The organism is Streptomyces sp. LARHCF249, assembly GCF_052871255.1.
Window position 1 is genome coordinate 54,753 of the sequence record NZ_JBIXJQ010000019.1, and the last position, 22,918, is coordinate 77,670.

24 protein-coding genes and 1 pseudogene are annotated in these 22,918 nt (G+C 70.9%); 16 read left to right on the forward strand and 9 right to left on the reverse strand.

Going from position 1 to position 22,918, the window contains the following annotated elements; all coding sequences use genetic code 11:
• Positions 1-2: 2 nt before the first annotated feature.
• A complete protein-coding gene (locus ACIPUC_RS35080) occupies positions 3-329 on the reverse strand; it encodes a PLD nuclease N-terminal domain-containing protein (RefSeq protein WP_446594432.1) in 327 nt (108 codons plus the stop codon).
• A gap of 90 nt (positions 330-419) precedes the next feature.
• On the opposite strand from ACIPUC_RS35080, the gene ACIPUC_RS35085 reads away from it, so the two are divergent.
• Genes ACIPUC_RS35085 through mqnP form a run of 3 tightly spaced genes read left to right on the forward strand, consistent with a single transcriptional unit; the run spans position 420 to position 3,288 of the window.
• Positions 420-1,877, forward strand: coding sequence for a menaquinone biosynthesis decarboxylase (locus ACIPUC_RS35085; RefSeq protein ID WP_446594433.1), 1,458 nt, complete (start codon positions 420-422; stop codon positions 1,875-1,877).
• Positions 1,874-2,368, forward strand: a complete 495-nt coding sequence (locus tag ACIPUC_RS35090; protein WP_446594434.1) for a hypothetical protein — start codon at positions 1,874-1,876, stop codon at positions 2,366-2,368. Before ACIPUC_RS35085 ends, ACIPUC_RS35090 begins: the two co-directional genes overlap by 4 nt.
• Complete coding sequence (gene mqnP, locus ACIPUC_RS35095) at positions 2,368-3,288, forward strand: menaquinone biosynthesis prenyltransferase MqnP (protein WP_446594488.1); 921 nt, start codon at positions 2,368-2,370, stop codon at positions 3,286-3,288. The genes ACIPUC_RS35090 and mqnP overlap by 1 nt, the downstream gene beginning before the upstream one ends.
• Here mqnP and ACIPUC_RS35100 read toward each other — a convergent pair.
• The gene (locus tag ACIPUC_RS35100) at positions 3,285-3,896 is read right to left on the reverse strand and encodes a rhomboid family intramembrane serine protease (protein WP_446594435.1); all 612 of its coding nucleotides are present in this window, start codon (positions 3,894-3,896) and stop codon (positions 3,285-3,287) included. The two genes, mqnP and ACIPUC_RS35100, sit on opposite strands and share 4 nt — an antisense overlap.
• A 97-nt stretch (positions 3,897-3,993) precedes the next feature.
• Here ACIPUC_RS35100 and ACIPUC_RS35105 point away from each other — a divergent pair, with 97 nt between their 5' ends.
• The gene (locus ACIPUC_RS35105; RefSeq protein WP_446594436.1) at positions 3,994-4,668 is read left to right on the forward strand and encodes a UbiX family flavin prenyltransferase; all 675 of its coding nucleotides are present in this window, start codon (positions 3,994-3,996) and stop codon (positions 4,666-4,668) included.
• Between the two features lie 12 nt (positions 4,669-4,680).
• On the opposite strand, the gene ACIPUC_RS35110 is transcribed toward ACIPUC_RS35105, so the two are convergent.
• Entirely contained in the window at positions 4,681-4,815 is a 135-nt protein-coding gene (locus tag ACIPUC_RS35110; protein WP_365170129.1) for a hypothetical protein, read from the reverse strand.
• A gap of 122 nt (positions 4,816-4,937) precedes the next feature.
• Between ACIPUC_RS35110 and ACIPUC_RS35115 the strand changes: the two genes are divergently transcribed.
• The 5 genes from ACIPUC_RS35115 to ACIPUC_RS35135 all read left to right on the forward strand — a co-directional run bounded on the left by ACIPUC_RS35115 (position 4,938) and on the right by ACIPUC_RS35135 (position 9,336).
• Positions 4,938-5,393: an Lrp/AsnC family transcriptional regulator gene (locus ACIPUC_RS35115; RefSeq protein ID WP_446594437.1), complete on the forward strand. Its 456-nt coding sequence runs from the start codon at positions 4,938-4,940 to the stop codon at positions 5,391-5,393.
• 53 nt (positions 5,394-5,446) lie between these two features.
• Positions 5,447-6,610, forward strand: a complete 1,164-nt coding sequence (mqnE, locus tag ACIPUC_RS35120) for an aminofutalosine synthase MqnE (RefSeq protein ID WP_069920704.1) — start codon at positions 5,447-5,449, stop codon at positions 6,608-6,610.
• Between the two features lie 87 nt (positions 6,611-6,697).
• Positions 6,698-7,222: an N-acetyltransferase family protein gene (locus ACIPUC_RS35125; protein ID WP_446594438.1), complete on the forward strand. Its 525-nt coding sequence runs from the start codon at positions 6,698-6,700 to the stop codon at positions 7,220-7,222.
• 139 nt (positions 7,223-7,361) lie between these two features.
• Positions 7,362-7,634 (forward strand): DUF4229 domain-containing protein, encoded by a 273-nt coding sequence (locus ACIPUC_RS35130; protein ID WP_446594489.1) that lies wholly within the window; start codon positions 7,362-7,364, stop codon positions 7,632-7,634.
• A 319-nt stretch (positions 7,635-7,953) separates the two neighbouring features.
• Positions 7,954-9,336, forward strand: coding sequence for a dicarboxylate/amino acid:cation symporter (locus ACIPUC_RS35135; RefSeq protein WP_446594439.1), 1,383 nt, complete (start codon positions 7,954-7,956; stop codon positions 9,334-9,336).
• Positions 9,337-9,441: 105 nt separating this feature from the next.
• On the opposite strand, the gene ACIPUC_RS35140 is transcribed toward ACIPUC_RS35135, so the two are convergent.
• The 4 genes from ACIPUC_RS35140 to ACIPUC_RS35155 form a co-directional block, all read right to left on the reverse strand.
• A complete protein-coding gene (locus ACIPUC_RS35140; RefSeq protein WP_446594440.1) occupies positions 9,442-9,756 on the reverse strand; it encodes a hypothetical protein in 315 nt (104 codons plus the stop codon).
• The gene (locus tag ACIPUC_RS35145; protein ID WP_446594441.1) at positions 9,753-11,156 is read right to left on the reverse strand and encodes a hypothetical protein; all 1,404 of its coding nucleotides are present in this window, start codon (positions 11,154-11,156) and stop codon (positions 9,753-9,755) included. The genes ACIPUC_RS35140 and ACIPUC_RS35145 overlap by 4 nt, the downstream gene beginning before the upstream one ends.
• Positions 11,153-11,593 carry a hypothetical protein gene (locus tag ACIPUC_RS35150; RefSeq protein ID WP_446594442.1) on the reverse strand — a complete coding sequence of 147 codons (441 nt, stop codon included), beginning with the start codon at positions 11,591-11,593 and terminating at the stop codon, positions 11,153-11,155. The genes ACIPUC_RS35145 and ACIPUC_RS35150 overlap by 4 nt, the downstream gene beginning before the upstream one ends.
• A 75-nt stretch (positions 11,594-11,668) precedes the next feature.
• On the reverse strand, positions 11,669-13,570 hold the full coding sequence (locus ACIPUC_RS35155) for a WD40 repeat domain-containing serine/threonine protein kinase (protein WP_446594443.1): 1,902 nt from the start codon (positions 13,568-13,570) through the stop codon (positions 11,669-11,671).
• A 490-nt stretch (positions 13,571-14,060) separates the two neighbouring features.
• On the opposite strand from ACIPUC_RS35155, the gene ACIPUC_RS35160 reads away from it, so the two are divergent.
• Both ACIPUC_RS35160 and ACIPUC_RS35165 read left to right on the forward strand, forming a co-directional pair.
• On the forward strand, positions 14,061-14,879 hold the full coding sequence (locus ACIPUC_RS35160; protein WP_446594444.1) for a helix-turn-helix domain-containing protein: 819 nt from the start codon (positions 14,061-14,063) through the stop codon (positions 14,877-14,879).
• A 198-nt stretch (positions 14,880-15,077) separates the two neighbouring features.
• Entirely contained in the window at positions 15,078-15,509 is a 432-nt protein-coding gene (locus ACIPUC_RS35165) for a VOC family protein (RefSeq protein ID WP_446594445.1), read from the forward strand.
• Between the two features lie 69 nt (positions 15,510-15,578).
• On the opposite strand, the pseudogene ACIPUC_RS35170 reads toward ACIPUC_RS35165, so the two are convergent.
• Positions 15,579-16,132 (reverse strand): annotated as a pseudogene (locus ACIPUC_RS35170) (helix-turn-helix domain-containing protein).
• 206 nt (positions 16,133-16,338) lie between these two features.
• Here ACIPUC_RS35170 and ACIPUC_RS35175 point away from each other — a divergent pair.
• The 4 genes from ACIPUC_RS35175 (at position 16,339) to ACIPUC_RS35190 (ending at position 20,940) form a co-directional block, all read left to right on the forward strand.
• Positions 16,339-16,854: a DUF6232 family protein gene (locus ACIPUC_RS35175; protein WP_446594446.1), complete on the forward strand. Its 516-nt coding sequence runs from the start codon at positions 16,339-16,341 to the stop codon at positions 16,852-16,854.
• Complete coding sequence (locus ACIPUC_RS35180) at positions 16,854-17,186, forward strand: hypothetical protein (RefSeq protein ID WP_446594447.1); 333 nt, start codon at positions 16,854-16,856, stop codon at positions 17,184-17,186. Before ACIPUC_RS35175 ends, ACIPUC_RS35180 begins: the two co-directional genes overlap by 1 nt.
• Before the next feature lie 188 nt (positions 17,187-17,374).
• The gene (locus ACIPUC_RS35185; RefSeq protein ID WP_446594448.1) at positions 17,375-19,312 is read left to right on the forward strand and encodes an AMP-dependent synthetase/ligase; all 1,938 of its coding nucleotides are present in this window, start codon (positions 17,375-17,377) and stop codon (positions 19,310-19,312) included.
• Between the two features lie 86 nt (positions 19,313-19,398).
• Entirely contained in the window at positions 19,399-20,940 is a 1,542-nt protein-coding gene (locus tag ACIPUC_RS35190; protein WP_446594449.1) for an alpha/beta hydrolase, read from the forward strand.
• Positions 20,941-20,986: 46 nt separating this feature from the next.
• Here the strand turns inward: ACIPUC_RS35190 and ACIPUC_RS35195 are convergent, their stop codons facing one another.
• Positions 20,987-22,135 (reverse strand): lipase family protein, encoded by a 1,149-nt coding sequence (locus ACIPUC_RS35195; protein WP_446594450.1) that lies wholly within the window; start codon positions 22,133-22,135, stop codon positions 20,987-20,989.
• 230 nt (positions 22,136-22,365) lie between these two features.
• Here ACIPUC_RS35195 and ACIPUC_RS35200 point away from each other — a divergent pair, with 230 nt between their 5' ends.
• A complete protein-coding gene (locus ACIPUC_RS35200; protein ID WP_446594451.1) occupies positions 22,366-22,845 on the forward strand; it encodes a hypothetical protein in 480 nt (159 codons plus the stop codon).
• Positions 22,846-22,918: the final 73 nt, after the last annotated feature.

A 22,918-nucleotide genomic window follows, 5' to 3' on the forward strand; every position in this document is an offset into this window, starting at 1 on the left:
ACTCAGTCCGAGCCCTTGTCCTTGTCCGTGTCCCGGTTCTTGTCCTGGTCCTTCTCCTGCTCCTCGCGCAGGGACTTCAGGAACTCCGGGTTGTCGTCGGGGGCGACCCACTGGGCCCGGCGCGGCGCACGGCCGCCGCCGGTCGCGGCGGCCCGCTTCTTGCCCGCGGCCAGCCACACCACCGGCCCGACGATGGAGAAGAGCAGGATGATGATCACCCAGACCGGCTTGGGGAGGTGCTTGACCTCTTCCTCCGGCGTGTTCAGGCAGTCGATGAAGGCGTAGATGGTCAGCGCGAGGAGCAGCAGGAACGGCAGATAGCGCAGCACGGTGTGGGACCGACTCCCGGGCAGTGACGGCGGGCCCGCACAGGGCCCCGGTGACCCTTCAAGGGTAGTTGGTGACGGATACTTGCCCCTATGGCTTACGACGATCTCCGCTCGCTGCTCCGGGCTCTGGAGCGGGAGGGCGACCTCAAGCGCATCAAGGCCGAAGTCGACCCGCATCTCGAGGTGGGGGAGATCGTCGACAGAGTGAACAAGGCGGGGGGCCCGGCCCTCCTCTTCGAAAACGTCAAGGGCTCGGCGATGCCGCTGGCCATGAACGTCTTCGGCACCGACCGGCGCCTGCTGAAGGCGCTCGGCCTGAAGTCGTACGGCGAGATCAGCGAGAAGATCGGCGGCCTGCTCAAGCCCGAGCTGCCGCAGGGCTTCATCGGGGTCCGCGAGGCCTTCGGCAAGCTCGGCTCGATGGTGCACGTGCCGCCGAAGAAGGTGAAGGGCGATGCCGCGCCCGTCCAGGAGGTCGTCCTCACCGGCGACGACGTGGACCTCGACCAGCTCCCGGCCCTCTTCACCTGGCCCAAGGACGGCGGCTCCTTCTTCAACCTGGGGCTGACGCACACCAAGCACCCCGAGACCGGTGTCCGCAACCTCGGCCTCTACCGCCTGCAGCGCCACGACAAGCGCACCATCGGCATGCACTGGCAGATCCACAAGGACAGCCGCAACCACTACGCGGTGGCCGCCAAGCGCGGGGAGCGGCTGCCGGTCGCGATCGCCTTCGGCTGCCCGCCCGCGGTGACGTACGCGTCGACCGCGCCGCTGCCCGGCGACATCGACGAGTACCTCTTCGCCGGGTTCGTCGCCGGCAAGCGCATCGAGATGGTCGACTGCAAGACCGTGCCGCTGCAGGTCCCCGCCCACGCGGAGGTCGTCATCGAGGGCTGGCTCGAGCCGGGGGAGACGCTGCCGGAGGGGCCGTTCGGCGACCACACCGGCTTCTACACCCCGCAGGAGCCGTTCCCCGCGCTGAAGATCGACTGCGTGACCATGCGCAAGCGCCCGCTGCTCCAGTCGATCGTGGTGGGCCGCCCGCCGACCGAGGACGGCCCGCTGGGCCGCGCGACGGAGCGCTTCTTCCTGCCGCTCCTGAAGATCATCGTGCCGGACATCGTGGACTACCACCTGCCCGAGTCGGGCGGCTTCCACAACTGCGCGATCGTCTCGATCGACAAGAAGTACCCGAAGCACGCGCAGAAGGTCATGCACGCCATCTGGGGCGCGCACATGATGTCGCTGACCAAGCTGATCATCGTGGTGGACGCCGACTGCGACGTCCACGACCTGCACGAGGTGTCCTGGCGGGCGCTCGGCAACACGGACTACTCCCGCGACCTGACGGTGGTCGAGGGGCCGGTGGACCACCTGGACCATGCCTCGTACCAGCAGTTCTGGGGCGGCAAGGCGGGCATCGACGCCACCAAGAAGCTCCCCGAGGAGGGCTACACCCGGGACGGCGGCTGGCCCGACATGGTCGAGTCCGACCCGGCCACCGCCGCCCTCGTGGACCGCCGCTGGAAGGAGTACGGCCTGTGAGCCCGATCGCCATGGGCGGCCCCGCCCTCTTCCTCGGCGGCGAGACGTACGTGGCCCTCGTGCGCCCGGAGCTCGACCCGGCCGACCCGGGCGTCCGGCTGGCCGCCGAGCAGGCGGGGGTCTCAGCCGAGGAGTTCGCGGGCCCGGGGAACATCTGGGCGCTGATGCTGGACTGGGCGGACGGCGAGGGCGGTGAGGGCGGCGAGCACGGCGAGGGCGGCGGCTTCGAGCTGCCGGGCCTGCGCGACGCCGAGGCGGACGACTTCGCGGAGCGGCTGCAGGCCGCGCTCGGCGCCGGCGGGCGGTTCACCGTCGAGGCCGGGGCGGTACTGCGGCTCGACGGCCGCCCGGTCGGCGAGGACTACGCGTTCACGGCCCGGATCACCCCGCCCGAGGGTGACGCCGAGGCCTTCCTGATCCTGGAGACGGACCCGGTGCCCCTCGCCACGCTGCTGGCAGACCTCGAAGAATTCCGCGGGAGCCTCGCATGATGACCACCGCCGACGGAGTGGTCGGGCCCGGCCCCGCCCCCGAGGCCACCAACAAGATCAAGGCGTTCCTGCGGCTCGTGATGATCGAGCACTCGGTCTTCGCGCTGCCCTTCGCCTACATCGCCGCGCTCACCGCCATGTTCCGGCTCGACCGGAACGTGCACTGGGGCACGCTGCTGCTCGTCACCGTCTGCATGGTGGGCCTGCGGACCTTCGCGATGGCCGCCAACCGGATCATCGACCGCGAGATCGACGCCCGGAACCCGCGCACGGCCGGCCGTGAGCTCGTCACCGGAGCCGTGTCGGTGCGGTCCGCGTGGACCGGGGCCGGGATCGCGCTCCTGGTCTTCCTGGGCTCGGCGGCGCTGCTGAACCCGCTCTGCTTCGCGCTGGCGCCCGTCGCGGTGATACCGATGGTGGTGTACCCGTACGGCAAGCGGTTCACGAACTTCCCGCACGCCATCCTGGGCCTGGCGCAGGCGATCGGCCCGGTCGGGGCCTGGCTGGCGGTGACCGGTGAGTGGTCGTGGGACGCGGTGATCCTGGGTCTCGCGGTGGGTGTGTGGATCGGCGGCTTCGACCTGATCTTCGGCTCCCAGGACGTCGCGGCGGACCGCGCGGAGGGCGTCAAGTCCGTCCCGGCCCGCTTCGGCGTCCCGGCCGCGCTGTGGGGGGCCCGCGGCGCGCACGCCGTGACCACGGCCCTGCTGGTCTGGTACGCCCTCGCCACGGACGCGGGGATGTTCTTCTGGGCGGGTCTGCTGGTCGTCGTCTGCGCCTTCTTCTACGAGCACAGCATCGTGACGCCGCACGACCTGTCCCGTCTGAACCGCGCCTTCTTCACGGTCAACGGGTTCATCGGGATTGCCCTCTTCGTGTGCGCCTTGCTGGACCTGGCGGTCCGGGGCCTGACCTTCTAGGCGGCGGCCGACGGGTGGGCCGGAGGGGCCGGGCGGCGGAAGTACAGGGCCGTCAACACGCCGGCCACGAGGCCGATGAGGTGGGCGTACCAGCCGACCCCGGAGTCCGTGGGCAGGATGCCGAGGAAGGCCGTGCTGCCCCAGAGTGCGGCGATGACCAGGCCCACGGCCGCGTTCAGCGGCTTGCGTTCGACGAAGCCGCGCACCACGACGTAGCCGAAGAGGCCGAAGACCAGCCCCGAGGCGCCGGCCCCGACGGTGTTCGGCGGGGCGATCAGCCAGGCGCCGATCCCGACCGCGGCGATGTTCAGCGCGCTCACGGCCAGGAAGCGGCGTATGCCGCCGAGGGCGGCGATGAAGCCGAGGACCAGCAGCGGGAGGCTGTTGGACGCCACGTGGCCGAAACCGAAGTGCAGGAACGGGTGGGCCGCGATCCCGATCAGCCGGCCGGGATCGCGGGGGAAGATCCCGTACGCGTCCAGGGCGTGGCCGGTGGCGAAGTCGATCGCCTCGATCAGCCACAGCAGGGCCACCCAGCCGAGCACGAGCTTGGCCGCGGCCTTCGCGCGGTCGCCCTGTGTCCACGCCGGACCTGTCGTCGTGCCCATCGTCGTACGCATCCTCGCCCCCGTGTCGTCCCACCCTCTGGAACGTCCGGCCACCTTAGCGAGTGCCCGCCCGGGGTGGCCGGATAGTCTCGGAGGTATGACTGAGCGCAAGCGCACCCCGTGGGTGGTGGGGGTTTCCGGCGCCTCCGGGACCCCGTACGCGGCGGCGGTGCTCCGCGGGCTCCTCGCGGCCGGCGAAAGCGTCGACCTGGTGGTGAGCCGGGCCTCCCGGCTCACCCTGCTGGACGAGACCGGGATCGCCTTCCGCGACGCGCACTGGCGGGAGGACCTGGGGGAGTGGCTGGAGCGCGGGGCCGACGGGAAGCCCGCGACCTTCGCCCGGCCGGAACTGGCCGACGTCCGCTACTGGGGCGCGGGGGACCTGGCGGCCGGGCCGAGTTCGGGCTCGTACGCCGTCAAGGGGATGCTGATCGTGCCGGCGTCCACGGCCTGTGTGGCGGGGGTGGCGCTCGGGCTGTCGAAGGACCTGCTCCAGCGCGTCGCGAGCGTGACGCTCAAGGAGCGGCGCCGACTGGTGGTCGCGGTGCGGGAGACCCCGCTGAACGGGCAGACGCTGAAGCATCTGGTGACGCTGGACGAGGCGGGCGCGGTCGTGCTGCCCGCCTCTCCGGCGTTCTACGCGGGTGCGACGCACATCCAGGATCTGGTGGATTTCGTCGCGGGGCGGGTGCTCGACGCGGCAGGGGTGCCGCACCGGCTGTACCGCCGTTGGGAGGGGGAGCTCGGTGGCGCCCGTCCCGGTGAGCTGTGAGCAGCGCCGTGACTAGCGCTTCTTGGCGGTGCGCGGCTTGCGGGTCTTGTCGACACGGTGCGCGGCGGACGGCTGGTCGGTGCGGGATCGGTTGGCCAGCTCCTGGAGCTGTCGCATGTGTGCGTAGGCCATCTCGATCGTGTACACGGTGAACCACTCCTGAAGATCGTCATTGATCTGTTGAAAAGATTCACAGGGTGTTGACCCTGTGTGCCTTAGATTCTATACCTAAACTTGCAGGATCGCCGAATAATGGAAGGCTCCACGTAATGGACACGGTGGACAGGCAGCTCATCCAGGCACTTCGCGAGAACGGTCGTGCCTCGTACGCGGAGCTGGGCCGTCTCGTGGGTCTCTCCGGCCCCAGCGTCACCGACCGCATCAACCGGCTGGAGTCGGCCGGCGTCATCACCGGCTACCGCGCGACCGTGGACTCGCGTTCGCTCGGTCTCGGCGTCACGGCCCTGATCGGGCTCTCCATGTCCGACGCCGCGGACCACGAGGACGTCGCCCGCAGGCTGCGCGACCTCGCCGAGATCGAGGACTGCTGGTTCATCGCGGGCGACGACTCCTTCATGCTGAAGGTGCGCGCCAACGACGTGGACGGCCTGGAGAAGATCATCCGCAGGCTCTCCGGCACCAAGGGCGTCTCCCGTACGCGTACGACCATCGTGCTCTCCACGAAGTGGGAGAACCGGGTCGGGGAACTGCCCGAGGAGAGCTGAGAGTACGGTGGGGTCGGGTTGCAGGACAGGCATCTAGAGGAGGCGACCACCGCATGGACGCTGGGCTCAAGCGCGAGCTGGAGGAGAAGGTCCGCTCCGGCGAGCGGCTGACCCGTGAGGACGGCATCGCCCTCTACGAGTCGGACGACCTGGCCTGGCTCGGCGGCCTCGCCCACGAGGTGCGCACGCGCAAGAACGGCGACGTCGTCCACTTCAACGTCAACCGCCACCTCAACATGACGAACGTGTGCACCGCTTCGTGCGCGTACTGCTCGTTCCAGCGCAAGCCGGGTGAGAAGGACGCGTACACGATGCGCATCGAGGAGGCCGTGCGCCTGGCCAAGGCCATGGAGAACGACAACCTCACCGAGCTGCACATCGTCAACGGCCTGCACCCGAACCTGCCGTGGCGCTACTACCCGCGCTCGCTGTCGGAGCTGAAGAAGGCGCTGCCGAACGTCTCGCTGAAGGCGTTCACGGCGACGGAGATCCACCACTTCGAGACGATCTCCGGCATGTCCGCCTCGGACATCCTGGACGAGCTGATCGAGGCCGGCCTGGAGTCGCTCACCGGCGGCGGCGCGGAGATCTTCGACTGGGAGGTCCGCCAGCACATCGTGGACCACCGCACCCACTGGGAAGACTGGTCGCGCATCCACCGCCTCGCGCACTCGAAGGGCCTCAAGACCCCCTCGACGATGCTGTACGGGCACATCGAGGAGCCGCGCCACCGCGTGGACCACGTGCTGCGGCTGCGCGAGCTCCAGGACGAGACCGGCGGCTTCCAGGTCTTCATCCCGCTGCGCTACCAGCACGACTTCGTGGACATGCAGGACGGCAAGGTCCGCAACAAGCTCCAGGCGCGGACGACGATGGCGACGGGCGCCGAGGCCCTGAAGACCTTCGCGGTCTCCCGGCTGCTCTTCGACAACGTGCCGCACGTCAAGGTCTTCTGGGTGATGCACGGGGTGCAGACCGCCCAGCTCGCGCTCCAGCACGGCGCGGACGACATGGACGGCTCGGTCGTCGAGTACAAGATCACGCACGACGCGGACAACTACGGCACCCCGAACAAGCTGGGCCGCGAGGACCTGCTCGAGCTGATCCGCGAGGCGGGCTTCCGCCCGGTCGAGCGCAACACGCGCTACGAGATCATCCGCGAGTACCCCGGACCGGACGCCGGCCTGCGCGAGACGCCGCAGGCGATGCGCGTCTGACGCCCCGCCACGTGGGGAGCCCCGGTCCGCTGTGCGGGCCGGGGCTTCTTCGTTGCCAGGGGCGGGCGTAATAGATAATCTTCATTTGTGACCCTTACTTTTACCCTGGATCCGGTCATCGACCCCGCCCTGCACGAGGGCATCCTGTCGCTGTGGGCCGACGTCTCCAATGCGGGCGGCGCCGTGGGCTTCGTACCCCCGGTCACCGCCGACGACATCCGCCCGGCGCTGATCAAGCAGCTCGCGGCGGTCGCCGACGGGGCAAGCCGGCTCCTCGTCGGGCACGACGGGGCGGGCGAGGTCGCCGCGACCGCGTTCCTGACCCACAACACGCACCGCCTGCAGCTGCACTGGCTGTGGGCGTACACGGTGATGGTCCACCCGCGCCACCAGGGCAAGGGCTACGGCCGCGACCTGATGGCCGCGGCGGCGGACGCGGCCCGCTCCCTCGAGGGCATCGACGCGATCCGCCTCGGCTGCCGCGGCGGCATGGGCCTGGAGCGCTTCTACGAGGCCTGCGGCTACAAGGAGGTCGGGCGCGTCCCCGACGCCATCCGCGTCGCCCCCGGCGACGACCGCGACGACATCACGATGCTGCTGCCGCTGTACTGACCGGCCCGGGCGCCGACCCCAGCGGGCGGGAGCGGGGGACCGGCGTGCTTCACTGGACGGGCACGTGCCGCCGTACGAAGACGAGAAGGAAGGGGTCACCGTGTCCCTCAAGCCGAGCGCGACGATCCGCTACACCGCGATGCGTCTGGGCATCTTCGTCGGATGCCTCGTCGTCGCCGCCGTCCTGGTCCGCCTCGGCTGGGTGCCCGCCGGGCTCGGGGACGCCAACTTCGCCTGGATCGTGCTGCTGGCCCTCGTCCTCTCCGCTCCGCTCTCCTTCGTGCTCCTGCGCAAGCAGCGCGACGAGATGTCCGAGCAGATCTCCGGCCGGGTCGCGGGCGCGAAGCAGAAGCTCGCCGCCAACCGCAGCCAGGAGGACGCGGCCGACGACGCGGCGCGCGTGACCTCCTAGGGAGGCCTCGGCCGCCCGTTAGCTTCCTCACACACCGAACCGCCCCAGCGCCGGGTAAACCGCCCGCAGCGCTGGGGCGGTGGTGTTTTCCGGTCCCAAAGAAGCCCTTTGAGATTCTCAAAGGAGAAGTGTTAGCGTGTTCAACATGTCGACCACAGCCGCGCAGCCGATCACCGTGAGCGTCCCGCTCGTGGCGCGCCTGTACGTCGACCTCTGCCGCCGCGCGACCGCGGCCTGTTGCTGTTGATCCGCCCCGTGCGCTGAATCGATACAGCAGCGGTCCCGGCCGGCCGCCCTCCCTGGCTGCTGCCGCACCGCAATGGCCCCACCCCCCTCTGTCTTCGTGCGTCACCCCAGGAGCGTGTCCGTGTCCGCGTCCCCCCAGGCCCAGGCTCCCGCCAAGGCCTCGTTCAAGTTCCCGTTCTGGGCCCAGATCATCACCGGTCTGGTCCTCGGCGTCCTCTTCGGCTGGATCGCCCGCAGCCAGGACGTCAGTTGGCTGGCCACCACCCTGGAGAAGACCGGCGACATCTTCGTCCAGCTGCTGAAGCTGGCCATCGCCCCGCTCGTCTTCTTCGCGATCCTGGTGTCCATCACCAACCTGCGGAAGGTCAACAACGCCGCGCGGCTCGCCTCGCGCACGCTGCTCTGGTTCATGATCACCTCGCTGATCGCGGTCGGCATAGGCATCGCCATCGGCCTGCTGACCGACCCGGGCTCGGGCACCGGACTCACCGCGGCCGACGGCAAGGAGCCGAAGAAGACCGGCTCCTGGATCGACTTCCTGACCGGGATCGTGCCGACGGACATCGTCACGCCGTTCACCGAGCTGAAGGTCCTTCAGATCGTCTTCCTGGCCGTCGTCGCCGGCATCGCCGCGCTCCAGCTCGGCGGCAAGGCGCAGCCCGTCCTCGACCTCGCCGAGTCCGTGCTCGAGCTGCTCCAGAAGGCCCTGTGGTGGGTCATCCGCCTCGCCCCCATCGGCACCGTCGGCCTGATCGGCACCGCGATCGCCACGTACGGCTGGGAGCTCATCGGCAAGTACGCGACCTTCACCGCCGACGTCTACATCGGCTGCGCCCTGGTGATGTTCGGCGTGTACCCGCTGCTGCTCGCCACGGTCGCCAAGGTGAGCCCGCTGCAGTTCTTCAAGGGCGCCTGGCCCGCCATCCAGCTGGCCTTCGTCTCCCGCTCCTCGGTCGGCACCATGCCGGTCACCCAGAAGGTCACCGAGCGCCTCGGCGTCCCGAAGGAGTACGCCTCCTTCGCCGTCCCGTTCGGCGCCACCACGAAGATGGACGGCTGCGCCGCGATCTACCCGGCGCTCGCCGCCATCTTCATCGCGCAGATCTTCGACGTGCAGCTGGGCATCAAGGAGTACCTGCTCATCGCCTTCGTCTCGGTCATCGGCTCGGCCGCGACGGCCGGTCTGACCGGCGCCACGGTCATGCTGACGCTGACCCTGTCCACGCTGGGCCTGCCGCTGGCGGGCGTCGGCCTGCTGATGGCGATCGACCCGATCCTGGACATGATGCGCACCGCCACCAACGTGGCCGGCCAGGCGCTGGTCCCGGTCATCGTCTCGGCCCGCGAGGGAATCCTGGACAAGGAGGCCTACGCCTCCGCCTCGGCCTCCGCGCTGGACGAGCCCGCCCCGGCGACCCCGGCCGCGAAGTCGGACCCGGTCCCCGTGCCCGCCTGATCCTTCCGCACTCGCCGCAGCCCCCGCCCCCGTCCGGGCGGGGGCTGCGGCGTTGTCCTCGGTCCTCGGGCAGGTCGATGGTCTCGCGGGGGTACTTCATTGCACTCACGCCATCCAGCTGCGGAGGAGTGCCGTCCCGGCCAGCAGCAGCGGAAGCACGTACCACCACAGGCCCATGGTCCGTCGGAACACCGGGGCGAGGGTGATCAGCAGTCCGATGCCGCACAGCGTCGCGGAGGCGTAGGCGAGCGACTGGACGTCCGCACGCCATGGATGGTCGCGCTCGCTCGGCCACGCGGACCAGGCGAGGAAACAGAAGTAGGCGGCGGGCGCGTACAGGAGTGCGAGCGGGACACCCAGCACCCACCGCAGACATCCCTGGTCCTCGGGCAGGTCGATGTTCTCGCGGCGCGAACTCAACGCATTGCCTCTTTCACCTTGCCGAGGTTGTCGACGAATTCATTGCCGTAGTCCTGGCCCTTCTTCGACTCCCAGTACGGGCCGCCGTTGTAGCGGGCGGCGATCTCCTGCATCTGGGCCTGGGTCAGCTGATCGGCCGGGACGTCGGCGTAGCCGGTCTCGGCTTTGATCTGGGCCAGGAAGCCGGCTGCGATGAACGCGTTCTGCTTCGGGTCCTGGAGCGCTCCCTGCACCACGTGCTGCTGCCGCTCCGTGAGGTGCTCCGGATCGTAGCCGAGTACCTCGGCGCCGCGCCGGAGCTGGATGGCGATGGGCCCGAACGAGGTCTCGTCCACCTGTCCGCCGAACCGCCACGGCAGATTCTCCGCGGTGATCGGACTCAGTCCCCACGGGGTCTCGTCGGCCGACCTGCGGAGGAAGTCAGCACCGTTGTCGAAGAAGCCGGGCTGCCCGGCGATCTCCTTCCAGGCGATGCCCGCGACGAGCTCTTCGGGCAGTCCTGCGTGCCGGGCCGCGGCCCGCAGTATCTCCTTGTTCTTGGAGATCCATTCGGTCTTGTCCGCATCGTTGTCCGGAGCGTTCCAGAAGGTGTCGGCCGGGTCGTCCGGCAGCCCCGCCGTCTTCATCCGGATGTCCCGCAGCGCAGGCGATATCAGGGTGTCCGGGCCGACCGGGCCGGTCATCTCCCGCTTGGGGCCGCTGCCCGGGAGGTGGGTCAGCGGGCTCGTGCGTGCCTCTTCCGCCTCACGGCGGATGTCCGCCATCGCCGCGTACAGGTCGGGCCGGCTGTCGCTGCCCTTGACCTTGAACTCCGGCAGCAGCTCGTACGCCTGCTTCAGCGCGTGCACGCACGTGCTCCGCGCCTCCTGCTCCGTGGTCTTCGCCAGCCGGAAGTTGCCGCCCGCGTCGTCGTGGAGGCGGTTCGCCGCGTCGCGGATGTCGTCCACGTCCATGGTCAGCTCGGCGAGGCCGTCGAGGAATCCGGTGGTCGCCCGCATGTCCTCCCACTGGCGCATCGGCTCCGCCTCCTGTGCCGTGCGGGTGATCGCGGTGCCCTTGGTACCGATGAGCGCGGCGAGGGCCCGCTCGGAGCGCTTGCCGTTGCCGTAATGGGTCTTGGCGGTGGCCAGGGCCAGGGCGTAGGCGTGCAGGGCGCTCGCCGCCTTGTCGTAGCCCTCGGCCATGTGCGCCACCAGCTGGCGGGCCTCCTTGAGGCGCGAGGTGTACGTGTGGCTGCCGTCGCTCTGCCACTGCGTACGGGTCTCCGCCCGCCGGGCGGGCTCCTCGACCTGGACGAGGAGGTCGCGCAGCCGGCGGAACTCGGCGGCGTTGCGCTCGACGAGTGCCGGGTTGCACTCCTCCAGGAACTCGACGTCCTCGCGATGTGCCAGCCCGCTCACTTGGCCTCGGGCTTCACGTACGTGCCTTCGTCGACGATCCGGCTCAGGAAGGCGGCGGCCGTGCCGTCGTCCACCCGGGCGAAGCTGGTACCAGTGGTCTTCAGGCGGGTGGCCAGGCCGGCGAACAGGGCGATCGTGTCCTTGAACTGGTCGTCGGTGAACCGGGCGAAGCGCAGGGCTTCCTTCGAGACCTCGGCGTGCGCCCGGGGCGCACGGGCCATGGTGGAGGCGTCGCCGTCCGGGCGGCCCTCGTGCAGGAGCGCGGCAATCTCGATCAGGAGGTTGGCGTTGCCGTTGATGGACCGGGCCCCGGCCAGCAGGCCGCCCGCCGGGCTGCCGCCCGCCTCCGGCGCCACCTGGTTGAGCCGCATGGCGGGCGACTGCTGCCCGGCCAGGACGGCAGCCTTGTGCTGAGCCCATTCCGCGTCGAACGACATATGGTTCCCCCCGACTTGACCCGGAAAATGATGGATCATGTTCATGCTAATACGGGGGAAACGGGATCACTGCCGTCAAGTGAGCGTCCACAGGCGGATGGTGGAGTCGTTGCTTCCGCTGGCGAGCGTCTTGCCGTCGGGGCTGAAGGCCACCGAGTCCACGTCGCTGGTGTGGCCGGTGAGGGTGGCGATGCTGGTGCGCGAGGCGATGTCCCACAGCCGGACGGTGCGGTCGCTGCTGCCGCTGGCAAGGGTCTTGCCGTCAGGGCTGAACGCCACCGAGTCCACTTCACTGGTGTGGCCGGCGAAGTTGTAGATGCTGCTGCGCCTGGTGACGTCCCAGAGCCGGACGGTCTGGTCGCGGCTGCCGCTGGCGAGGGTCTTGCCGTCGGGGCTGAAGGCCACCGAATCCACCGTAGCGGTGTGGCGGGTGAGAGTGGCGGTGCTGGTGCGCGAGGCGATGTCCCAGAACTGGACGGAGTTGTGGCTGCTGCCGGCGAGCAACTTGCCGTCCGGGCTGAAGGCCACCGACTGCGTGGCATCGGCTTCCCTGGTGGCCTTCCTGGCCAGGGTGTTGGTGCCCGAGGCGAGGTCCCACAGCCGGACGGTGTTGTCCCAGCCCGCGGTGGCAAGGGTCTTGCCGTCGGGGCTGAAGGCCACCGAGACCACGGAACTGGTGTGGTCGGTCAAGGTGGCCGTGGTGGTGCGGGAGGCGAGGTCCCAGAGCCGGACGGTGTTGTCGGCGCTGCCGCTGGCGAGGGTTGAGCCGTCGGGGCTGAAGGCCACCGACCACACGCTACTGGTGTGGCCCGTGAGGGTGTCGGTGCTGGTGCGCGAGGCGGGGTCCCACAGCCGGACGGTGTTGTCGAGGCTGCCGCTGGCGAGGGTTTTGCCGTCCGGGCTGAACGCCACCGACACCACGGAATGGGTGTGGCCCGTGAGGACGGACCAGGGGCCGGCGGCGCCCGCGCCGGCATTGCCCCGCAGGGCCGCGTACGTGCCTCCCGACGCCGCGGCCAGTGCGGCGAGGCCGCCGAGGACGACGGTGCGGCGGCGGGGGCCGCGGGCGGGGGTGCGCGGCGGCACCGGTTCGCGGCCCGGCGGCGGCAGTGCGGGCTCGGTGGGGGCGGAGTGCAGGCCGGGGGCGGCGGGGGCCGGGGTCAGGGCCGTGCGCAGGCGGGCGGCGGTGGTGGGCGCGTCCGGCCGTTCGGCCGGGTCCTTGGCCAGCAGCGAAGCGACCAGTTCCGCGATGTCGGCCGGCACGTCCGCCCGTACGGTGCGCAGGTCCGCCGGTGTCTCGTCCAGGTGCCGGCGCATCAGCACCCACGGCTGGTCGGTGGCGGGGAACGGCGGGGTGCCGGTCAGCAGGGCCTGGAGCACGCACCCCAGGGCGTACAGATCGCACCGCGCGTCGACGTGTTCGCCGCGCCACTGTTCGGGGGCCATGTAGGGCGGAGTGCCGAACGGCCGGCCCATGACCGTCAGCCCGTCCGTGGCGTCGGCGGTACGGGCGATGCCGAAGTCGCAGATCTTCAGGCGTCCGTCGGCCAGCAGGAAGAGGTTGGCGGGCTTGAGGTCGCGGTGCACCACCTTCTGGGCGTGCGCGGCGGCCAGCGCCTCCGCGGCCTGGAGGGCGAGACCGATCGCCTCGGCCACAGGGAGGCCGGCCGGGGACCGGCTCAGCAGCCGGGCGAGGTCCTCCCCCTCCAGCAGCTCCATCACGAGGAACAGCCGGTTCTCGTGCCGCCCGATGTCGTGGACGACCGTGATCCCCGGGTGCTGGAGCCGCGCCCCGATGGCCGCCTCGCGGCGGAACCGCCGCAGCAGCTCCTCCGCCGCGTCGAACTCCAGCAGCACCTTCACGGCGACCGGCCGGCCGAGCTCGACGTCGTACGCCTGCCACACCTCGCCGATGCCGCCGTGCCCGAGCCGGGCGTCCAACCGGTACCGCCCGGAAAAGTGCTCTCCCGCCCGCATGGGTCCCCCCCCCCGCGCTGTACGTCAACTCACGCTCTGGCACCGGCCATTGTGTAAGGGAAGCGCCGGTCCCGTCCAAGGTGGTGCGGGCGGAAGTCCCGCCGGCCGCCGGATCCCGGTTCTCCGCGACCCGGCGTGCTGAGACGCATAAGTACACATCCACGGGTGAAAGAACCGACCAACCCACCCGCCCATCCCACGCCCGCCCTGTGGCCGGGCGCCGCCATCCCTCGGATGGGTGAATTATGCCAACTCAGCTGGATTTGGCGCCGGTTGCCGGGTATATGCTCGGCCCGACAACAGCAGACATGAGACGGCCCCCGGCGGGACTGGCATCCCGGTCGAGGGCCTGACCAAGCAGGAAGTAAAGGGCTTCCCTATGGCTCCCCAGCACCTTAGCGCGCCCCCGCGCGCCTCGTCCCGTGTTCCCGCCGGGACCCCCCGATCAGGTGTCGTTCACGTCAACATCCGGCACGCCAGTCACTTCACCGTGGTGGGCAACGGCCTCGCCCAGCACCGCGAACTGTCCTTCACCGCGCGGGGCATCGCCCTGTACATCCAGTCGCTGCCCGCCGGATCCCCCATCGGCGTCAAGACCCTCGCCGGGCTGTCCACGGAGGGCGAGATCCGGGTCGCCTCAGCACTGCGGGAGCTGGAGGAGCACGGGTACCTGCAGCGGCGGCGCGAGCGGCTGGCGACCGGGCAGATGGTGACCCGTACGTACTCGTACAACAGCCCGGGGGCTGCGCTGCGGCAGCCGCCGTTGCCTCCGCCGCCGGACGAGAAGCCCGTACGCAGGCCGGAGCCGCTGCCCGAGGCGAAGCCCGAGCCGCTGCCCGAGCCGAAGCCCGTACCGGCCCCCGCGCCGGAGCCGGTGGCCGAGCCCGCGCCCGTACTCGCGCCCGTACCCGCGCCGGAGGCGGCCGGTCCGGCCGCGCCGGTTCGCCAGGAGGCCGTGGACCTGCTCGCGCGGCTGCGGAGCGAAGACCCCAGGCTCTTGCTCGCCGACCGCGACGTGAGGAAGCTCGCGCCCGGGGTCTCGGCCTGGCTGGAGCGCGGGGCTTCCCCCGAGGCCGTACGCCATGTCCTGGCCGCGGACCTTCCCGCCGACCTGCGCCACTCGGCGGCCCTGATCGCGTACCGCCTCAGGACGCAGCTCCCGCCCCACCTCCCGGCGGCCCGGGCCGCCCGGCCCGCCAGACGGCCGGACCCGCTCCAGAACTGCGACGGCTGCGAGCGCGCCTTCCGCGCTCCTGAACCGGGCCGCTGCCGAGACTGTCCGCCGGACGCCGAAACAGCCGCCGCCTAAGGGTTGTCCCGTAACTGATCTTTGGCAGCACGAGAGTGGCTGGCCGGGATCGGATCCCAGGTTCCCATGGGGAAAGCACTGGCCTCGGTTCACCCCTGCGACCGCACGACACAGCAACGGGTAGCAGGTGCCTCCTCCCGACAACGTGCGGACCTACCGACCCGGGGAGAGGAGCAGGGCCCCTGCTAGTGTGCGCCGATGTCAATGATCAAACAGTTCCAAGTGACCTTCGACTGCGCGGAACCTGCGCGCCTCGCCGCCTTCTGGTGCGAGGTGCTGGGGTACGTCATACCGACTGTCCCGGAGGGCTTTGCCACGTGGGGGGAGTACCACCGCTCGCTGCCGCCCGAGGACGAGGTCTACTTCGCGTGTACTGATCCCTCGGGTGTGGCCCCGCGCCTGCTCTTCCAGCGAGTTCCCGAAGGCAAGGTCGTCAAGAACCGGGTGCATCTCTGCGTGCGGGCCGGCGCCGGGCTCGTGGGTGACGAGCGCCTGGCCACACTCGAGGCCGAATGCGCACGGCTGATGGCGCTCGGCGCGAAGCACGTGCTGACGCAGCGCGCCGATGGCGTCAACGAGTCGTGCATCACGATGCAGGACATCGAGGGCAACGAGTTCTGCCTCGGCTGATTCTCCTCCGGGACTACGAGGTGGGGAGCCGTCTCCCGGGGACCTCGCAGGTCCCGCATGCGGCGGGAGTCATCCCGTGAGAGCGAGGTTGTGCAGGCGGGCAACGCCGTGCATCGCGTGGCGCACACCGTCGCCTCTCAGGGGCAGTCGCGCAGGTCGTTGCGGTTGCCGGGCAGGGGCCGGCCGACCACCACGACCAGGCGGGTGTCGGCGTCGATGACCACCTGGTGGTTCGTCGAGCAGCGATAGTTCTTCGACTGCTCGGCGACCTGGTGGTCGCGGGTGGGTACCAGTGTCCCGTCCACGATCAGCACCGCGTCCTCGGCGAATCGCCTACGCGGGGCAAGCGCGAGCCTGGGGCCGAGATGGTCGATGGCGCGATCGGCGGTGGACTTCGACACTCCGAAGCGCGGGGCGAGTTGGCGCAGAGTCACGTCGGTGTGCCAGTACGCGGCCACCAGTAGCACCCGGTACTCCAGGGAAAGCTTCCACGGCCGGCCACGGCCCGGCGCGTCGCCGCCCTCGCGGCGCAGCTGCCTCATCAACTTGCCGAAGGCGCGCGGGCTCGGTCCGGCGAACGGGGCTGTCCAGGACCGCTCCGACGCCGTGATCACACCGGCCACGGCCGAGATCACCCCACCGCAAGATCACTTACGGGACAACCCTTAGGCGGGGGGCGTGTGCGAGGCGAATTTCGCTGTGCTGCATGTCAAGCGGAATGAGTAATTGATCATCACTAAGTCGAAGTTGTCCGATCCCTACTTGGCTGATCGAGATCGTCCTACACTGCGTGCCGAGAACTCAAAAAACCAGCCAAGGGGGGCGAGATATGGCGCGTAGCCAATCAACCGTTGAAGTCCGGGTGCAGGAAGGCGTGCTGTGGGTCGACGGTGAGGCCTATCCGTTGCGCAACATCTCCCACGTCGGACAGCGCATTCTGGAGGTCGACAAAGGCGCGGCCTGGAGAAAGTTCATCGCCCGCGCTCTCGTCACCCTCATCGTCGGCGGCATCGTGGCCGCCGCCGCCGGTGAACTGGGGGTGATCCTGCTGCTCGTCGTGCTGGGTCTGCTGATCTGGCAGCTCGTCACGGTGATCGGCAAACCCCCGCTGTACGGCCTGGTCCTCAACACCTCCGGCACCCAGCGCGATGCCGTGTGGTCCACGGAGCGCAGCGAGATCCAGGCCCTGGTCATGGAGATCACCAAGGCGATCGGCCGCCCGGACACCGCGCAGGTGGTCTACAACGTGAAGCACGCCGTCATGGGGGACCACATCCAGCAGTACGGGGCCGGCAGCATCGGCAGGGCGCAGCACAGCGGCTCCGGCAACATCGGGGGCCGGTGATGGGCGGCGACCAGTACACGCAGTACGGGGCCGGCAGCATCGGCAAGGCGGAGCACACGGGCTCCGGGGACATCGTGGCCGGCGGAAAGCGCGTGGGCGGCCCGGAGGACGAGGCGTCGGCCCTGCAGACGCTTCTCGAGGAAGTCCGGGCGATGCGGCAGCACCTGGATGCCGACGACCGGGCGGAGGTGGACGCGGCAATCGAGGAGATCAGTTCGAATCCGCCCGAGGATCGCTTCAAGAAATTGCTCCGGACGTTCTCCGGAATCGCGACGCTCGTCGGAGAAGCCGGAGTTCCCGTGATCACCGCGGTCAAGGCGCTGCTCGCCTGAATCGCAAGCGGAATGAGGGGGCCACATCCAGTGGCCCTCTTTTCTTTCGCGTAGATAAATGCATGGAATTTCCGTGCGCAGGACCTGGACCCGCCGGGCTGCCCGCCGCGCAGGGCGGCGGCTGCGTGGGGCGGTGGCGTGGAGCGTCCGTGAAGAAGGCGGGCGGAGGGTGGTCGGCCGGGGTTCCGATGCGTACATTACCGGCGGTAACTCGCTACCCCAGCCGAGGAGAGTGCGCCGTGGAAGCCGAGCTGAGGCTGGCCAGGCCCCTGGAGCCCGTCGAGCCCGTCAAGACCACCGTCGACGGGGTGGTGCGCGAGGTGCGGGTGCCCGCGCTGGCGGGCGTGCCGGAGAGCGGGTCGCTCGGGGACATCCCGTTCGACAACGCCCGGCAGGCACCCGGCGAGGCGGTGCTCGCGCGCAAGGACCGGGACGGGGTCTGGCGGGACGTGACAGCGGCGCAGTTCGCCGCCGAAGTGATGGCCGTCGCGAAAGGCCTGATCGCCGAGGGGCTGCGGGAGGGCGACCGGCTCGCCATCATGGCCCGTACGACCTACGAGTGGACCCTGCTCGACTTCGCCGGATGGGCCGCCGGGCTGGTCACCGTACCGATCTACCCCACCTCCTCCGCCCTCCAGGCGCGCTGGATCATCCACGACTCCGGCGCCGTGGCCTGCGCCGTCGAGGACACCGCGCAGGCGCGGATCATCAGCTCCGAGCGGGCCAACCTGCCCTGGCTGGCCCACCTGTGGGAGTTCGACACCGGGGCCGTCGCCCGCCTGGTCAAGGCCGGGGAGCAGCTGCCCGACGCGGTGGTGCACGGGCGGCGGGCCGCCCGTACGCCGGACTCCGTCGCCACCCTGATCTACACCTCGGGCACGACCGGGCAGCCCAAGGGCTGCGTCATCACGCACGGCAACTTCTTCGCCGAGGTGGACAACGCGGTGGAGCTGCTGCACCCCGTCTTCAAGTCGGTCAGCAAGGACCCGGCCTCCACCCTGCTCTTCCTGCCGCTGTCCCACGTCTTCGGGCGGATGGTCGCGGTCGGCTGCCTGCGGGCCCGGGTCAAGCTCGGGCACGCGCCGAGCATCGCCACCGAGGAACTGCTGGCGGATCTCGCCGGCTTCCGGCCGACCTTCCTCCTCGCCATCCCGTACGTCCTGGAGAAGGTCTACAACACCGCCCGCGCCACCGCCGAGAAAATGGGCCGGGCCGCCTCCTTCGACCGGGCCGCCCGTCTCGCGCAGCGCCTGGGCGAGGCGGCCGTCGCGGGCAAGAACCCCGGGCTCGGGCTGCGGGCCGCGCGGGCGCTGTACGACCCGCTCGTCTACCGGCGGATCCGGGCCGCGCTCGGCGGCCGCGTCCGCTACGTCCTCAGCGGCGGATCCCCCCTCGGACGGCGCCTCGCCGCGTTCTACACCGGCGCCGGCATCGAGGTCTTCGAGGGCTACGGGCTCACGGAGACGACCGGCGCCTCGACGGTGACCCCGCCGCTGCGCCCGAGGCTCGGCACGGTCGGCTGGCCGCTGCCCGGCACGGCCGTACGGATCGCGGACGACGGCGAGGTGCTGCTCGGCGGGCGCCACGTCTTCGCCGGGTACTGGAACAGCGGCCAGGGCGTCCCGTACGGGAGCTGGCTGCCGACCGGCGACATCGGCGAGCTCGACGCCGACGGGTACCTCACCATCACCGGCCGCAAGAAGGACCTGATCATCACCTCCGGCGGCAAGAACGTGGCCCCCGCGCCCCTGGAGGACTGCCTGCGGGCCCACCCGCTGGTCGGCCAGTGCATGGTGATCGGCGACAACCGGCCGTACATCACCGCCCTGATCACCCTGGAGCCGGACGGCCTGCTGCACTGGCGCCAGATGCACAAGAAGCAGACCGTGCCGATCTACGAGCTGGTACGGGACGAGGAACTGCGGGCGGACCTCCAGCGTGCGGTCGACGAGGCGAACCGGCTGGTGTCGCGCGCCGAGTCGATCCGCCGCTTCACCGTCCTCCAGGGCGATTTCACGGAGGCGCGCGGCCATCTGACCCCCTCGCTGAAGCTGAAGCGGGGCGCCGTCGCCCGCGACTACGCGCGCGAGATCGACGAGCTGTACCGGGGGCCCCGCGAGGGCTGAGCCCGGCCGAGGGGCGGGGGTGCGCGGGCGCGCTTATGGTGGGCTGACCGGTCCAGAGGTCCGGGGGGATGCCCGAGGAGGGTGCCGTGCACCGTTCCCGCCCCCGCAGCCGTACCCGCGCCCGTGGCGGTCTGTGTGTCGGCGCCGCCTGTGCGCTGGTCCTGGCCTGCCTCGCAGCGACCCCCGGCCCGGGCTCCGCGGCCGGATCAGGAGCCCCCGCCATCCGGTGGGGCGACTGCCCCGAGCGGCCCGTACCCGCCGGGATGCGGTGCGGGACCGTCGAGGTGCCCCTCGACCACGCCGCCCCCGGCAAGGGCACGGTCGAGATCGCCCTGGCCCGGATACCGGCCTCCGACCGCAAGAAGCGCCTCGGCTCGCTCCTGCTGAACTACGGCGGCCCCGGCGCCCCGGGCATCGAGAACCTGGCCGCCGACCCGGACGCCTTCGCCGACCTCGGCGAGCGCTACGACCTCGTCACCTTCGACCCGCGCGGGGTCGGCCACAGCGAGCCCGTCTCCTGCGGCGGCTCCCAGCAGGCCGACGAGGAGGAAGGCGCCGACGCCGCCGCGCAACTGGCCGCCCTGCGCGCCGTGGCCAGGCGCTGCGAGCTCGCCTCGGGCCCCGTCCTGCCGTACGTCGGGACCGTGCACGTCGCCCGCGACATGGACGTGATCCGCCGGGCCCTGGGCGACAGGAAGCTCAACTACCTCGGCTTCTCCTACGGGACGCGGCTCGGTGCCGTGTACGCGGCGCAGTTCCCCGGCAGCACCGGCCGCATGGTCCTCGACGGCGTCGACACCCTCACCGAGCCCCTCGCCGAGCAGGCCCTCGTCTCGGCGCGCGGCCAGCAGCGGGCCCTGGAGCACTTCCTGTCCTGGTGCGCCCACCAGCGGGAGTGCGTCTACGGGACCAACACCCGCACCGCCAAGGAGAAGGTCGCCGCCCTGGTCACGCGCCTCGACGAGGAGCCGCTGGTCGGCCACGACGGCTCGTACACGACCGGGCAGGACCTCGTCGGCGCGATCGGCACCGCCCTGTACTCGCCGCTGATGTGGCCCGCGCTCGCCGACGCGCTGGCGACGGCCGAACGGGGCGGCGACCCGGCGGAGCTGCTCCAGCTCGGCGGGCCGATGGACCCGCCCGGCGAGGAGGCGCAGGACGCCGGCCCCGGGACGGTGCCCGCCGACAACACCGAGGCCGCGCTCGTCGCCGTGAGCTGCGCGGACGATCCGGACCGGTCGAACGACACGACCGGACCGGCGGCCATCGAGAGGGAACTGGCGGACTTGAAAGGCGAGTTCCTCAAGACCTCGGCGATCTTCGGGCCGCACCAGCTGATGACGGTGCTCTCCTGCTACGGGCGCCCCGCCGGCACCGACTTCATCCGGCGGATCGACCGCCCGGGCGCCCCGCGGATGCTGCTGGTCGGCACCCGCGGGGACCCGGCGACCCCGTACGAGTGGACGGAGGAGACGGCGGAGCGGCTCGGCTCGGCGGTGGTCGTGGACTACAAGGGGGAGGGGCACACCGGTTATGGGTCCTCGCGCTGCGTCCGGGAGTACGCGGACCGCTTCCTGCTCGACGGTCGGCTGCCGTCCGGGACGCGGTCCTGCCCCGCCGCAGGATGACCGGCGGGGCAGGGCAGGGCAGGGCGGGGCGGGGCGGAGCGGTGCGTCAGCAGTTGGCGCGCGTGGCCCGCCCGGCGAAGCGGTCCGCGAGCCAGTTGCCGACCGCGAGCGACTGGGTGATCACGCCGCTGACGTGCTCACCGATCACGATGGTGTCGAACTCGAGGTTCGCGCCCTTCGCGCACCAGTCGGAGCGCAGCGCGCGGCCCACCCCGTACGGGATCAACTCGTCGCCCAGCGCGTGGTACTGGTACACCGGCGCGGCGGGGGCGGTGCGCCCGAGCTTGCTCTGGTTCAGCCGGGCCTGCCAGTCCGGCTGGTCGAGGGGGTTGCGCGTGGTCAGGTCGGAGATCCGCTTGAAGGAGCCGGCGATCGCGTCGATCGCCACGCAGTTCTCCTTCATGCCGGCGACCAGCAGTTTGCCGACGGGGTTGAGGTAGGAGTCCAGCTTGAGCTCGGGGAAGGCCGCGTCCTGGCCGGCCGCCGCCATGAAGATCAGCCCGGAGCCGAAGGAGCCGTTGTTGAAGTCGGCCACCTTCAGCAGGTCGGCCGGGACGCCGCCGGTCGCCGTGCCCTTGACCTTCAGCTCCGGGGCGTACGAACCCTGCAGCTCGGCGGCCCAGCTGCTGGCCTGGCCGCCCTGGGAGTAGCCCATGATGCCGATCGGGGTGTCGGCCGGGAGGCCGGCCTCCGGGAGCCGGGTGGCGGCGCGGGCGGCGTCGAGCATGGCGCGCCCGGCCGAGGGGCCCACGGTGTAGGTGTGCACGCCCGGGGTGCCGAGGCCCTCGTAGTCGGTGACGACCACGGCCCAGCCGCGCAGGGTGAGCTGCTGGATGAGGTTGGCCTCCATGGCCGTGCCGTGCGGGAGGTTGTTGCTCGGCGCGCAGGAGTCGCCCATGCCGACGGTGCCGACGGCGTACGTGATGAGCGGGCGCGGGCCGGTGCGGCCGTCCTGCGGGACGATGACGGTGCCGGAGACGGTGTTCGGGGCGCCGTCGGCGGTGGTGGAGCGGTAGTGGATCTTCCAGGCCTTGGTCTGGGTGGGCTGGCCGGGGAGCGGGTGGAAGGCGGACGGGGCGCTGCTGACGAGGTCTCCGGGGCGGGCGCTCTCGGCGGCGGCCGCGTCGGTCGCGGGGATGGCGGCCGAGAGGGCCAGGGCGGCGACGGCGGCCAGGGCGGTGCTTCGGAATCGCATGGGCGGCTCTCCCAGGGGTCCGTGTGGGGGTAGTGGGTGAGGCGAAGGTAGTGACCGACCGGTAGGGAGGTCGCTGACCGCGCAGCTCAGCTTTCCTGGCCGGGAGTCGCAGGCCTTGTCCCGCGGGGCGCGGGTGCGGTACAAACGCGCGACAAGCCGGGGCGGGAATCAGCCATCCGGGTGGCCGTATGTCATCGATTTGACGTGAACACACCATCTTGGGGGATTCCGTGGCAGGACGCGGCGAGAAGTTCAAGCAGCGGGCGACGCTCTGCCTGGTCCTCACCGGCATAGCGGTCGGCGTCTTCTTCTTCGTGGGCAGCGCCTCCCAGAAGCCGACGGGCTGGGGCGCGGCCTACGCCTTCGGCTCCCCGGCCACCGTCGAACTGCCCTCGCGCTGCGGCACGGAGACCTTCGTCCGGGGCGGCAGCGGGAGCCGGGGCACCGCCAGGTGCGAGGGCACCCGATGGACGGCCGACGGTGCCCCGCGCACCGGCACGCTGTACACGTACGCGGACGAGATCACGAAGGACGGCAGCGGGAAGCTGGCCTTCACGGGCGAGGCGCGAGCCCTCGGCGACCGGGCCTACGGCAAGCCGGAGACCTGGGAGACCGCGCTCCACCTCGGCACGCTGGGCGTCGCCGCCCTCGGCGTCCTCGGCCTCCTGCTCTCCGTCGTGGCCGCCGCCTTCGGCCCCCGGCGCCGCTGACTGCGCCCCCGTACGGGTGTGCGACGATCACTCGTCGCACATCACCCTGGGGGGTTCATGCCAACGACTTCGG

Bases quoted from the DNA above. Each gene is read 5' to 3' on its own strand.
- mqnE (WP_069920704.1), top strand. From the start codon at position 5,447: ATGGACGCTGGGCTCAAGCGCGAGCTGGAGGAGAAGGTCCGCTCCGGC.
- ACIPUC_RS35085 (WP_446594433.1), top strand. From the start codon at position 420: ATGGCTTACGACGATCTCCGCTCGCTGCTCCGGGCTCTGGAGCGGGAG.
- ACIPUC_RS35180 (WP_446594447.1), top strand. From the start codon at position 16,854: ATGGGCGGCGACCAGTACACGCAGTACGGGGCCGGCAGCATCGGCAAG.
- ACIPUC_RS35175 (WP_446594446.1), top strand. From the start codon at position 16,339: ATGGCGCGTAGCCAATCAACCGTTGAAGTCCGGGTGCAGGAAGGCGTG.
- ACIPUC_RS35150 (WP_446594442.1), bottom strand. From the start codon at position 11,593: ATGTCGTTCGACGCGGAATGGGCTCAGCACAAGGCTGCCGTCCTGGCC.
- ACIPUC_RS35165 (WP_446594445.1), top strand. From the start codon at position 15,078: ATGTCAATGATCAAACAGTTCCAAGTGACCTTCGACTGCGCGGAACCT.
- mqnP (WP_446594488.1), top strand. From the start codon at position 2,368: ATGACCACCGCCGACGGAGTGGTCGGGCCCGGCCCCGCCCCCGAGGCC.
- ACIPUC_RS35100 (WP_446594435.1), bottom strand. From the start codon at position 3,896: ATGGGCACGACGACAGGTCCGGCGTGGACACAGGGCGACCGCGCGAAG.
- ACIPUC_RS35185 (WP_446594448.1), top strand. From the start codon at position 17,375: ATGCGTACATTACCGGCGGTAACTCGCTACCCCAGCCGAGGAGAGTGC.
- ACIPUC_RS35195 (WP_446594450.1), bottom strand. From the start codon at position 22,135: ATGCGATTCCGAAGCACCGCCCTGGCCGCCGTCGCCGCCCTGGCCCTC.
- ACIPUC_RS35115 (WP_446594437.1), top strand. From the start codon at position 4,938: ATGGACACGGTGGACAGGCAGCTCATCCAGGCACTTCGCGAGAACGGT.
- ACIPUC_RS35135 (WP_446594439.1), top strand. From the start codon at position 7,954: ATGGCCCCACCCCCCTCTGTCTTCGTGCGTCACCCCAGGAGCGTGTCC.
- ACIPUC_RS35155 (WP_446594443.1), bottom strand. From the start codon at position 13,570: ATGCGGGCGGGAGAGCACTTTTCCGGGCGGTACCGGTTGGACGCCCGG.
- ACIPUC_RS35105 (WP_446594436.1), top strand. From the start codon at position 3,994: ATGACTGAGCGCAAGCGCACCCCGTGGGTGGTGGGGGTTTCCGGCGCC.
- ACIPUC_RS35130 (WP_446594489.1), top strand. From the start codon at position 7,362: ATGCGTCTGGGCATCTTCGTCGGATGCCTCGTCGTCGCCGCCGTCCTG.